This is a genomic window from Micromonospora sp. NPDC023869 (assembly GCF_055559695.1).
Map to the genome: position 1 here is coordinate 744,762 of NZ_JBVHKD010000002.1, position 12,266 is coordinate 757,027.

11 protein-coding genes are annotated in these 12,266 nt (G+C 72.9%); 5 read left to right on the plus strand and 6 right to left on the minus strand.

Annotated features, from left to right (window positions below; all coding sequences use genetic code 11):
- Window positions 1-42: 42 nt before the first annotated feature.
- Window positions 43-1,155 carry a CAF17-like 4Fe-4S cluster assembly/insertion protein YgfZ gene (gene ygfZ, locus ACZ31C_RS09190; protein WP_465794794.1) on the minus strand — a complete coding sequence of 371 codons (1,113 nt, stop codon included), beginning with the start codon at window positions 1,153-1,155 and terminating at the stop codon, window positions 43-45.
- Window positions 1,152-1,586: a Fur family transcriptional regulator gene (locus tag ACZ31C_RS09195; RefSeq protein WP_350693115.1), complete on the minus strand. Its 435-nt coding sequence runs from the start codon at window positions 1,584-1,586 to the stop codon at window positions 1,152-1,154. The genes ygfZ and ACZ31C_RS09195 overlap by 4 nt, the downstream gene beginning before the upstream one ends.
- A 65-nt stretch (window positions 1,587-1,651) precedes the next feature.
- On the opposite strand from ACZ31C_RS09195, the gene ACZ31C_RS09200 reads away from it, so the two are divergent.
- Entirely contained in the window at window positions 1,652-2,500 is an 849-nt protein-coding gene (locus ACZ31C_RS09200; protein ID WP_465794795.1) for an aminotransferase class IV, read from the plus strand.
- Between the two features lie 63 nt (window positions 2,501-2,563).
- Here the strand turns inward: ACZ31C_RS09200 and ACZ31C_RS09205 are convergent, their stop codons facing one another.
- Entirely contained in the window at window positions 2,564-3,163 is a 600-nt protein-coding gene (locus ACZ31C_RS09205; protein WP_465794796.1) for a heme-binding beta-barrel domain-containing protein, read from the minus strand.
- Window positions 3,164-3,265 (minus strand): small membrane protein MtfM, encoded by a 102-nt coding sequence (mtfM, locus tag ACZ31C_RS09210; protein ID WP_465794797.1) that lies wholly within the window; start codon window positions 3,263-3,265, stop codon window positions 3,164-3,166. It abuts the gene before it with no gap.
- 12 nt (window positions 3,266-3,277) lie between these two features.
- Between mtfM and ACZ31C_RS09215 the strand changes: the two genes are divergently transcribed.
- The 3 genes from ACZ31C_RS09215 to ACZ31C_RS09225 are packed head-to-tail and all read left to right on the plus strand — an operon-like array spanning window position 3,278 to window position 6,137.
- On the plus strand, window positions 3,278-3,652 hold the full coding sequence (locus ACZ31C_RS09215) for a DsrE family protein (protein WP_396741948.1): 375 nt from the start codon (window positions 3,278-3,280) through the stop codon (window positions 3,650-3,652).
- A 53-nt stretch (window positions 3,653-3,705) separates the two neighbouring features.
- Window positions 3,706-4,086, plus strand: coding sequence for an SCP2 sterol-binding domain-containing protein (locus ACZ31C_RS09220; protein WP_465794798.1), 381 nt, complete (start codon window positions 3,706-3,708; stop codon window positions 4,084-4,086).
- Entirely contained in the window at window positions 4,083-6,137 is a 2,055-nt protein-coding gene (locus ACZ31C_RS09225) for an amylo-alpha-1,6-glucosidase (protein ID WP_465794799.1), read from the plus strand. Before ACZ31C_RS09220 ends, ACZ31C_RS09225 begins: the two co-directional genes overlap by 4 nt.
- Before the next feature lie 31 nt (window positions 6,138-6,168).
- Here the strand turns inward: ACZ31C_RS09225 and ACZ31C_RS09230 are convergent, their stop codons facing one another.
- Window positions 6,169-7,029, minus strand: coding sequence for a hypothetical protein (locus tag ACZ31C_RS09230; RefSeq protein ID WP_465794800.1), 861 nt, complete (start codon window positions 7,027-7,029; stop codon window positions 6,169-6,171).
- Window positions 7,030-7,041: 12 nt separating this feature from the next.
- The gene (locus ACZ31C_RS09235) at window positions 7,042-7,569 is read right to left on the minus strand and encodes a winged helix-turn-helix domain-containing protein (RefSeq protein WP_396741954.1); all 528 of its coding nucleotides are present in this window, start codon (window positions 7,567-7,569) and stop codon (window positions 7,042-7,044) included.
- 293 nt (window positions 7,570-7,862) lie between these two features.
- Between ACZ31C_RS09235 and ACZ31C_RS09240 the strand changes: the two genes are divergently transcribed.
- Entirely contained in the window at window positions 7,863-12,236 is a 4,374-nt protein-coding gene (locus ACZ31C_RS09240; RefSeq protein WP_465794801.1) for a S8 family serine peptidase, read from the plus strand.
- Window positions 12,237-12,266 lie beyond the last annotated feature (30 nt).

The following is a 12,266-nucleotide window of genomic DNA, read 5'->3' on the forward strand; positions in this document are numbered from 1 at the left end:
CCCTGCTATACCGCAGGCGTTAATAAGGTGCCCTTCCTTACCTCACTGTGGGTCGATGGCGGCGGTGCTCTCGCCGACCCGGAGCGTGGCGTCGTCGGAGACCGAGCGCTTCACCACGGCCAGCGCGATCTGGCCCTGCTCGTGGTGGTGCACGGCGGTGCCGACGAAGCCGACCGTCCGGTCGCCCAGCGTGATCGGGGTACCGGCGGCCGGGAGCTGGTCGGTCATCACCCCGTCGAGGTGCAGCAGGACCAGCCGACGCGGCGGACGCCCCATGTTGTGCACCCGGGCGACCGTCTCCTGCCCCCGGTAGCAGCCCTTGTCCAGGTGCACGGCCGGGGCGATCAGGTCCACCTCGGCGGGGATCGTCCGGTGGTCGGTGTCGACGCCGACCCGGGCCCGGTGGGCGGCGACCCGCACCGCCTCGTACGCCCACAGCCCGGCGGGCCGTACACCGCCGTCGCGCAGCCGGTCCACCACCTGTTCCATGGCGGCCCGGGGCACCAGCAGGTCCACGCCGAGCGGCACCCGGCGAGCCCAGCCGCCGCCGGGCAGCGGCTTGACGTCGTACCGGGCGGTCGGGCGGGCGGGCAGCTCACCGGAGCGGAACTTGGCCCCCGGTACGCCGAGCACCTCGGGCTCGGCGAGCGGCGGCACGTCCAGCAGGGTCACCGCGTCGGGCGCCTTCGGCCCGACCAGCGACAGCAGCGCGTACTCGGCGGTGGCGTCGCGGGGCTCGACCCGGCTGAAGAAGCGCATCTTCTCCAGGTAGCCCAACAGGCCCCCGGTGGCGCCGGGCTCGGTGTCCAGCCAGAGGGTGTCGCCGTCCTCGGTCACCATGGCGTGCTGCTCGACGTGCCCGTGCGGGGAGAGCACCAGCAGTTCGGTGCCCTGCCAGGGCCCCAGGTCGGCCAGGTGCTGGGTGGTGAGGGTGTGCAGCCAGGAGATCCGCTCCGCGCCCGGCACCGCGACCACGCCCCGGTGCGAGCGGTCCACCAGGCCGACCTCGGTGTCCAGCAGCCGTTGCTCACGCATCGGGTCGCCGTAGTGCGCGGCCACCGACCGTACGCCGACCGCCACGTGTGCCGGCTCCGGCTGGTCCCGGCTGGCCTCGTCGATGCTCTCCACGGTCACCGCACCCGCGATGTCGATCATTTCTGTTCCCCGTCCCCGTCTCCGCACCGTTCGCACACGCCGAAGAAGGAGACGTGGCCGATGTCGACCCGGAAGCCCCGCTCGGTCGCCAACTGGTCGGCCAACGGGCGCAACAGCTCGGGTTCCATCTCGTCGATCGCGCCGCACTCCCGGCAGACCAGGTGGACGTGCTGGTCCTCACCGGCCGCGTGGTAGGTCGGCGACCCGTGCGACAGATGGGTGTGGGTGACCAGGCCGAGCCGCTCCAGCAGCTCCAACGTGCGATAGATGGTGGTGATGTTGACACCGGCGGCGACCTCGCGGACCGCCGTGTGCACCTGCTCCGGGGTGGCGTGCCCCAGGTCCAGCACCGCTTGAAGGATCAGCTGCCGCTGCGCCGTCAGCCGCAGCCCACGGGCGCGGAGCAGTTCCGCCAGGGAGGATTCGGACACCCCCCGATCATAGTTCGGAGATGCGCGTACCTCCGGGTGCGGGCCTCGGCACTAGGCTCGGCCGCATGGTGGCGTCGCGGATCGGCGTACTGGGCCGGGGCCTGCGACCGCCCGGCGAGCCGCTGCTGCGCGGCGACGACCTCGGCGTCCTGCACGGCGACGGGCTGTTCGAGACCATGCACCTGCGCGGCGGTCGGCCGTGGCTGCGGCAGGAGCACCTGGCCCGGATGCGGGCCGGCGCAGCCGCCGTCGAGCTGCCCCTGCCGCCCGACGCCGACCTGGTCGCGCTGCTGGACGACGTCGCCGCCGGCTGGCCGACCGAGGTCGAGGGCGCGCTCCGGCTGGTCTGCACGCGCGGCCCGGAGGGCGGCGGAGGACCCACCGTGTATGCCACCCTCGCCGAGGTGCCGACCACGGCTCGGCAGGCCCGCCGGGACGGGGTACGGGTGGCCACGCTTGCGCTGGGCGTACCCGCGCAGGCCCGACCGGATCTCGACTGGCTCCCCGCCGGCCTCAAGTCGACCTCGTATTCGGCGAGCACCGCCGCCCGCCGCTGGGCGGCGCGGGCCGGCGTCGACGACGTGCTCTGGGTCTCCTCCGACGGGTACGTGCTGGAAGGCCCGACCGCCAACGTGGTCTGGCTGGACGGTGACGCCCTGTGTACGGTGCCGGCCCGGGACACCGGCATCCTGCCCGGCACCACCGTCGCGTGGCTGCTGGCGCACGCCGCCGAGTTGGGCTGCACGGCCGACGAACGGATGGTCACCCCGGCCGGGCTGCGCACCGCCGACGGCGTCTGGCTCACCTCGTCGGTACGCGGCGCGGTGGCGGTGCGCAGTCTCGACGGCACGCCGCTGCCGCCCGGTGCGCGTACCGGGGCGGTGCAGGACCTGCTCGGTTTCCCGCTGCCCTGACGGCTGGCCGGAGGGCTGCCCTGACGGCCGACGCCGGAAGCCGGACGCCAGACGCCGGTCGGCTCAGCCGGCCACCCGGATCAGGCGTGCCGACAGGTGCGGCGTGAGCGGCTGGCCGACCGCAGCCATGTCCTGCGCGTACAGCAACGCTCCCTCGACGATGCCGAAGAGCCGGTGCCCGGCGGTCACCTCCTTGGCGGTGGAGGTCCGCACCACCGCGTCGGTGACGAACTCGATCTGCGTGCCCTTGCGCCGCCCGACGTGCAGCTCCATCACGCCGGTGGGGACAGTCAGCAGCGCCTCCAGCTCGTCGGTGACCCGGTCACCGTCGAGCACCGGACGCCACCAGCCGACCTCCCGACCGGCCGGACGCACCGGCTGGCTCTGCTCGTCGAGGATCCACGCCCGCGACTCGTAGTGCAGGAACGGACGGCCGTCGTGGCTGATCCGGATCTCCTGGGCGAAGTCGAAGTCCTCGATGGTGGGGAAGCCACCCCGGCCGCGTCCCCGCCAGACGCCGACGTACGGCAGCAGTCCGTCCAGGCTCGGGTGCAGCTTCGGCCCGACCCGCAGGTCGTGGCTCTCCTCGAAGGGGTACGGCTCGACCGGCGGCGCGTTCAGCCACGGCGGCGGTGCCAGCGGATTCTCGTCCGACGCGCTCAATTATCTGCCTCTCGCTATGAGGACCGCCACGTACACCAGACCACCGGCGAGCGCGCCCAGGCCGGCGACCAGCAGGCTGACGAACCCGATCTCGGTGACCATCCGGGCCATCTTATGCTGGGCGGCATGGCCCGCACTCTCGTCGTCAAGGCCACCGCCGGCGCCGACGCGCCGGAGCGATGCGCCCAGGCGTTCACCGTCGCCGCCACTGCGGCGGCAGCCGGCGTACACGTCTCGCTCTGGCTCACCGGTGAGTCGACCTGGTTCGCGTTGCCCGGTCGCGCACAGAATTTCGAGCTGCCGCACTCCGCGCCGCTGGCCGAGCTGCTGCACGTGATCCTGGCGACCGGCACGGTGACCGCCTGCACCCAGTGCGCCGCCCGACGGGACATCGGCACCGGCGACGTGATCCCCGGCGTGCGGATCGCCGGTGCCGCCGTCTTCGTGGAGGAGACGATGGCCGAGGGCGCACAGGCACTCGTGTACTGAGCCCTCGCGCCGGAACCGGCCCGACAACTCGGGCTAATGCCTACGATTCGGGTGTGACCGAGGCGACCGAGAAGTTCTTCGCGGCGCTGCCGGCCCGGGCCCCGGAGGTACTCCGCGCCCCCGTGGCGGGCACGCTCCGGATCGACCTCTCCGACGGCCACCACACCGAACACTGGCTGGTCCGGATGCGACCGGGCGCGGCCGAGGTGAGCCAGGGCCCGGAGTCCGCCGACGCCGTCTGGTACTGCGGCGTGCCCCTGTTCGACCGGCTGGTCAACGGCCAGGCGCAGAGCATCTCCGCAGTGTTCCGCAACGAGAGCACGTACACCGGGGACGTGGTCCTGTTCCTCGCCTTCCGGCGCTTCTTTCCACCGCCGCCCGGCACGCGGGATCCCCGTGAGGTGGCCCGCGAGCACGTCAGGCGGATCCGGTGAAGGAACTCGTCAGCATCCTGGACGGCAACACCTTCCTGGTCAGTGACAGGCGCGGCGACATCGAGCCGGCGATCGACTTCCCCACCGGCCTGTTCTCCTTCGACACCCGGTTCCTCTCCACCTGGCTGCTGCTGCTCGACGGCGAGCGGCTGCACGCGCTGTCGATGGACGACTCGGAGTCGCATCGGACCCGGTACTTCCTGGTGCCGGGTGAGCCAACCCACTTCCTGGACGCCAAGGTCTCGGTGATCCGCAGCCGGGCCATCAGCGGCAGCTTCGAGGAGGAGCTGACCGTGCTCAACCACTCCGGGCAGCCGATGACGTTCACCGTCCGGGTGGAGATGGGCGCCGACTTCGCCGACCTCTTCGAGATCAAGGACACCCAGCGCAAGCGCGGGGAGCACACCGCCGCCCCCAGCGAGAACGCGTTGCGCCTGGACTACCGCCGGGAGGCGTTCCACCGGGAGACGGTGATCAGCAGCAGCGCACCGGCGGAGGTCGACCTGACCGGGATGACCTTTCCGATCGAGATCGGGCCGCACGGCGAGTGGACCACCCGGCTCACCGTCGCCACCACGATCTACGGTGCCCGGGGCGAGGACGTCCGCAGCAAGCTCCCCTTCTCCGGCAGCCGGACGACCGCCGTCATCCAGGCCGAGCACGCCGAGTTCATCGCCAAGGCCCCGAAGCTGAGCTGCGACTACCAGCCGCTGACCGAGGCGTACCGGCGCAGTCTCGACGACCTGGCCGCGCTCCGGTACGAGTCGATCGCGCTCGGCGTCCGCCTGTTGGCCACCGGGCTGCCCTGGTTCATGACCCTGTTCGGCCGGGACAGCATCATCACCTCGCTCCAGGTCCTGCCGTTCCAGCCGGAACTGATCCCGCCCACGCTGACGATGCTGGCCGGTCTCCAGGGCCACCGGCTGGACGACTTCCGCGACGAGGACCCCGGCAAGATCCTGCACGAGCTGCGCTACGGCGAGACCGCCGGCTTCGAGGAGCAGCCGCACTCGCCCTACTACGGTGCCGCCGACTCCACGCCGCTGTTCGTGATCCTGCTCGACGAGTACGAGCGGTGGACCGGCGACGTGGCCCTGGTCAAACGGCTGGAACTGGCTGCCCGGGGCGCGCTGGCCTGGATCGACACGTACGGCGACCTGCTCGGCACCGGCTATCTCTGGTACCAGACCCGCAACCCGAAGACCGGCCTGGAGAACCAGTGCTGGAAGGACTCGTGGGACGCGATCTCCTACGCCGACGGCCGGCTGCCGAGCTTTCCCCGGGCCACCTGCGAACAGCAGGGCTACGCGTACGACGCCAAGCTGCGCGGCGCCCGGATGGCGCGGCTGTTCTGGAACGACCCGGAGTACGCCGACCGGCTGGAACGGGAGGCCGCCGAGCTGAAGGAACGGTTCAACCGGGACTTCTGGCTGCCCGAGAAGGAGTACTACGCGCTGGCCCTGGACGCCGACGGCACGCCGGTGGACGCGCTCAGTTCCAACATCGGGCACCTGCTCTGGAGCGGCATCGTCGAGGAGTCGAGGGCCCGGCGGATCGCCGATCACCTCGTCGGGCCACGCCTCTTCTCCGGCTGGGGCGTCCGTACCCTCGCCGACGACCAGGGGCGGTACAACCCGATCGGCTACCACGTCGGCACGGTCTGGCCGTTCGACAACTCGCTCATCGCCTGGGGGCTGTGGAAGTACGGCTTCCGCGCCCAGGCCGGGCAGATCTGCGAGTCGATCCTGGCGGCGGCGCGCTACTTCGACGGTCGGCTGCCGGAGGCGTTCGCCGGGTACGAGCGGGACCTCACCGAGTACCCGGTGCAGTATCCGACCGCGTGCAGCCCGCAGGCCTGGTCGGCGGGGACGCCGCTGATGCTGCTGCGGGTGATGCTCGGGCTCGAACCACAGGGCGAGCACCTGATCGTCGACCCGTACGTGCCGCAGGGCATCGGGCGGGTCGAGCTGCTGGACATCCCCGGCCGCTGGGGACGCGCGGACGCGCTGGGTCGCAGCCGCAGTCGCAGCCGGGACGACGCGCTCGGCTGAGCGGATCAGCCGGCGCAGCCGGTGGTGCCGATCAGCCGGCGCAGCCGGTGGTGGCGGCGAGCACCACCTCGCCCGCGTCCAGGTCGGCGAGGACCGCGACGCCGTCGCGCCGGAAGGCGTACACCTCGCTGGTGTCGACCACCGGCGTGCCGCCCGCCAGCGGGGCGAGCGTGGCCTGCGGCGACGCGGGCAGCGCGCCGGCGGCGGACCGGACGGTACGCGCCGACCCGCCGCCCGGGCACGGCGCGGCCACCACCTCGTCGGGTTCGGTCGCGGTGCTGCCGAGCGTGCGCAGCGCCTCGGTCAGGGCACCGACCTCGGCGCCGGCGGCGTCCGTCCCCGGCGCGGAGTAGTCGTCGCCGACCATCCGGCACCCGGTGTCCGCGGTCAACCGGATCCGGCCGTCGGAGACGGGTCGTCCCAGCACGGTGACGAACTCGCCCGCGTCGGCGCGCAGCCGGGGCCCCTCGGAGGTGACCCGGATGCCGGACCGCCACGCCGTGGGGAGCCGGTCGGAGATCTCCTGGAGTGCGGCCCGTTCCTCGCCCACCGGCACCGCCAGGTCGACGGCGCGGACCAGCTCCGCTCCCTCGGCGAAGGGGGTGATCCGGCAGCCCCGGTCCACCTCGGGGGCGACCAGCGCGGGCACCGCACCCCAGCTCGCCGCCACCAGCTCGCCGATGGCGGCGTCCACCACCGGGCCGGCCTCGGCCAGCGTGCGCTGCTCGCGGACGGTCGGCGGGTCCTGCTGGGCGGAGCGCCAGGTGAGACCGGCGAGCAGCACCGCCCAGGCCACGGTCGCCACGATCAGCCAGCGCGGCCACCGGGATTCGGGGGCCGGGGGCCGGGGACCTGCGGGCGGGGGATACCCCGTCTGGACAGCGCCGCTCACCGGGTCATCGTGTCACGCGTGGTGTAGCGCCTCGCCGGGACGCCCGTCGGCGGCCTCCGGCGGGGTGCTCAGGCGGTAGCCCACCCCTCGGACCGTCTGCACCTGCGGGCCCCCGGGCAGCGCCCGCAGCTTGCGCCGCAACCGCTTCACCGCCGAGTGCAGGATGGCGGTGTCACCGAGGTACGCGCCGCCCCAGACGGAGGCGAACAGCCGCTCGTAGCTCCAGAGCGCGAGCGGCGGGCTCATCAGCCGGGCCAGCAGTTCCCGCTCGGTACGCGTCAGGCCCAGCGGCGCACCCCGCCAGGTGACCAGGTGCCCGGCCCGGTCCACCACGAGATCTCCCCAGCTCGCCGGTCGGCCGGTCGGCTCGTCGGTCGACACGGCCGGCTCGGCCAGCGGGGCCGGGAACATCGCGCGCAACTGCGCGAGATCACTACAGATCACCACCGGCCCCACCCCGTCCAGCCGTTGCATGACCCGGTGCCGGACCGAGGCGTCGGAGCTGACGCAGACCAGGATCGGTATCTCCTCAACGGACACGTTGCCTCCCCCGAGAGCACCGTGCTGACCTGCGACTTTCCATCAATCGCCAACGACAGTCACCGATGGAGCCCCCGAATCAGACTAACGGTCAGGATCCCGCCACGTCACTGACCGAGTACTGACCGACGCCGTCCATTGATCACTGACTGTCGGAGCAAGAGCATGACTCTCAGCGGGCGGGCGCTCACCATCAGCCACCCACATCGTCCGGTCCGCTCCGCGACGTCGCATCCCGGCGCGCGGGTCTCCGGCCCCGAACGGATCGGGGCCGACGACGTGGGGGAGGAACCTTGTTCACACGACCATCCGCACGGTCATCACGGTGGCGGGCGGTGACGCTGCTGGCCGCCGCCGTACTCGCCGTCACCGCCCAGCCCGCCGTCGCCGCACCGCCCCCGCAGCCGACGGCACACCGGGCCGCCGTCGACCAGGGGCTGCTCGACCGGTTCGACACCGCGTCGACCACGACGTTCCTGGTGTACCTGCGGGAGACCGCTCCGCTGGCCGACGCCGCCCGGCTGCGCGACGCCGACCGTCGGGCGGACGAGGTGCACCGGCTGTTGACCGACACCGCCAGCCGTACCCAACATGACCTGCGGGCGCTACTCGACGAGCGCAAGGTGCCGCACACCGCGTACTGGATCGCCAACGCGATCCGGGTCGAGGGTGACAAGGCGCTCCTGGACGAGATCGCCCGACGGCCCGAGGTGGCCCGGCTCTCCCCCAGCCGTAGCTACCCGCTGGTCCGGCCGACCGCCACCGACACCGCCCGGGCCCGCACCGCAGCCGTCGAGTGGGGCCTGACCAACATCGGGGCACCGCAGGTGTGGGACGAGTTCGGCGATCGTGGCGAGGGCGTCGTGGTCGCCAACATCGACAGCGGCGTGCGGTACGACCACCCCGCGCTGGTCGGCTCCTACCGGGGCAACCTCGGCGACGGCTTCGACCACGCGTACAACTGGTTCGACCCGACCGGCGTATGCGCCGGCACCGCACCCTGCGACAACAACGACCACGGCACACACACCATGGGCACCATGGTCGGTGACGACGGCGCCGGCAACCAGATCGGCGTGGCCCCGGGTGCCCGGTGGATCGCCGCCAAGGGCTGCGGCTCGAACAGCTGCGCTGACGCCTCGTTGCTCGCCGCCGGCCAGTGGGTGCTCGCGCCGACCGACGCCGCCGGGCAGAACCCCCGTCCGGACCTGCGCCCCGACATCGTCAACAACTCCTGGGGCGGCGACGGGGGCGACCCGTGGTACCAGCAGACCGTCGCCGCCTGGCGGGCCGCCGGCATGTTCCCGGTCTTCTCCTCCGGCAACGACGGACCGGCCTGCGGCAGCGCCGGCTCGCCCGGTGACAACGCCAACGCGTACGCGGTCGGCGCGTACGACGTGAACAACGCCATCGCCAGCTTCTCCGGCCGAGGCTCCGGCACCGACCAGATCAAGCCGAACATCGCCGCGCCCGGCAGCAACGTCCGCTCCAGCGTCCGCAACGGCGGGTACGCCTCGTTCAGCGGCACCTCGATGGCCGCCCCACACGTGGCCGGCACCGTCGCGCTGGTCTGGGCAGCGGCGCCGAGTCTGCGCGGGGACGTGGCCGGCACCGAGGCACTGCTCGACCGCACCGCCCGTGACGTCGACGCCACCACCTGCGGGGGCACCCCGGCCGACAACAACGTCTTCGGCGAGGGACGCCTGGACGCGTACGCGGCGGTGCGGGACGCCCCACGCGGCCCGGTGGGCCGGGTCACCGGCGTGGTCACCGACGGGGCCGACGACGACCCGGTCGCCGGTGCCACCGTGACCGACGGCACCCGCACCTCCACCACCGGCGCCGACGGCCGGTACGCGCTCAACGTGCCGGCCGGCGAGACCAGCCTGACCGTCAGCGCCTACGGCTACGCCGGTCAGTCGGCAACCGTCACGGTGGCCGAGGGCGAGGCCGTCACCCGGAACTTCGCGCTGACGGCGACCCCGACGGTCACGGTCAGCGGAAAGGTCACCGACGGTTCCGGACACGGCTGGCCGTTGTACGCGAAGGTCGAGGTGGCCGGGCGGCCCGGTGGGCCGGTCTTCACCGACCCGGTCACCGGTCGCTACTCGTTCACCGCGCCGGGCGGCAGCACGTACCGCCTCACCGTGACCGCCCACTACCCGGGCTACCGCACGGTGACCCGGGAGGTGCCGGTCGGCGGTGCGGCCACCACGGCCGACGTGGCCGTCCCGGTCGAGGCCGGGTGCACCGCCGCCGGCTACACCGGACGGTTCGGGGCCCCGCTGCTGACCCAGAGCTTCGACGGCACCGGCACCCCGGCAGGTTGGCGGGTCGACAACCGCACCGCCTCCGGTGGCTGGACCTTCACCGACGCCCGGTCGCGTGGCAACCTGACCGGTGGTGCCGGCGGGTTCGCCATCGTCGACAGTGACGCCCTGGGCAGCGGCAACACCCAGGACACCGACCTGATCGCCCCGCCGCTGGACCTCTCCGGCACCGCCGCGCCGGTGCTGCGCTTCCGCAGCGACTGGCGGGCCGTCGGGATCACCGACACCGCCGACGTCGACGTCTCCGTCGACTCCGGCGCCACCTGGACCAACGTCTGGCACCAGACCACCAGCCGGCGCGGCCCGCGCGTCGAGGAGGTGGCGCTGACCCCGGCGGCGAACGCCGCCTCGGCTCTGGTCCGCTTCCGGTTCAAGGGCACCTTCGCCTGGTGGTGGCAGGTGGACGACGTGGAGGTGGTCAACCGCGAGTGCACGCCGGTGCCCGGTGGGCTGGTGGTCGGCACCACCACCGACCGCAACACCGGTGCGCCCGTGGACGGCGTGACCGTGGTCAGCGACGATCGGCCGCAGGACCGGGCCGTGTCGACGGCGACCCCGGAGGACACCGCCGAGCCGGACGGCTTCTACTGGCTGTTCTCCGGCCTGACCGGCGCCCACCCGTTCACCGCCAGCCGTCCCCCGTACCAGCCGGCCACCAAGCAGGTCACGGTCGACGCCGACCGGGTCAAGCGGGCCGACTTCGCCCTCGGCGCCGGGCGGCTCACGGTCAGCCCCGCGTCGGTCGTGTCGCACCAGCCCTACAACAGCACCCGGACCACCAAGCTGACCGTGCGCAACACCGGCAGCGCGCCGGCCGCCGTCGAGTTGCTGGAACGCACCGGCACGTTCGAGCTGCTGAACCAGTCCGGCGCACCGCTGCGGGAACAGAAGATGAAGGGGATCAGCAAGGCCCGCACCGGTGTCGCGTACGGCGGGGCGGCACCCGAGGTGCGTACCACGGCCGACGACGCGTGGAGCCCGATCGCCAAGCTGCCGGCCGCGATCTATGACAACGCCGCCGCGTGGCTGGACGGGAAGATCTATTCGGTCGGTGGTGGCGGTGGCACCGGCACCGAGCGGCGGGCCTGGGCGTACGACCCGGGTGCCGACGCCTGGACGGCCCTGCCGGACCTGCCGGTGGTGCGTTCCAAGCCGGTCGCGGCAGCGGTCAACGGCAAGCTGTACGTGATCGGCGGCTGGGGCGCGGACGACCGTACGGTGACCACCGTCGACGTCTTCGATCCGGTCGCCGGCACCTGGAGCACCGTGCCGGGGGCGACCAACCCGGCACCGGCTGCGGCGGCCGGCGGGGCGGTGGTCGACGGGAAGGTGTACCTGGTCGGCGGCTGCGCCGACGCCACCTGCACGGACTCCGACCGGTTGGTGGTCTTCGACCCGGCGACCGGCACATTCGGCACCCGGGCCGCCTACCCGCACCCGGTGTCCTGGCTGGCCTGCGGCGGGCTCGGCGAGACGGTGCACTGTGCCGGTGGCACCGGCAGCACCGAGTACACCGACGCCTACCGGTACGACCCGACGGCCGACACGTGGAGCGCGCTGCCGAGCATGCCCACCGAGCTGTGGGGCTCCCAGTACGCGGCGGCCGGCGGAATGCTCGTGCTGGCCGGTGGCGTGACGGCCGGCTCGACGGCGGTCAGCAACCGCACCATCGCCTACGACCCGGCCACCGGGGCCTGGCGTGACCTGCCCAACGCCCAGTTCGGCCGGTACCGGGGCGCGGCGGCCTGCGGCGCCTACAAGATCGGTGGCTCGCCCAGCTCCTTCGTGGGCTCGGCGGACAGCGAGCGGCTCGGTGGTCTGGAGCAGTGTGCCGCCGAGGCGGACGTGCCCTGGCTGTCCAGCTCCCCGACCACCTTCACGCTGGCGCCGGGCGCGTCCCGGACGGTGACGGTGACGCTCACCGCGACGGCGGCGGCCGGGTTGCAGCAGCCGGGGCGGTACGACGCCGAACTGGCGGTCGCCTCGGACACCCCGTACCCGGTGACGCCGGTGTCGGTGGAGATGAACGTCTCGCCGCCGTCGAGCTGGGGCAAGGTCCAGGGCACCGTCACCGGCACCACCTGCGGTGGAGTGACGGTGCCGGTGGCGGCGACCGTCCGGGTGAACCTGATCTCGGCCGGCACCGGCACGACCCTGACCTCCGGTGCCGACGGCAGGTACGCCTGGTGGTTGCCGAAGGGCCGGTACGAGGTGATCGTGGCCAAGGACGGCTGGGTGCCGCAGGTCAAGCGGCACCAGATCGAGGCGGGCATCGTCGGCTCGCTCGACTTCGCCCTTGATCCCGCGTCGACCTGCACCAGAGCGACCGGTATCTGACGCACTACCACTGGTGGCCGCCGGTTCGTC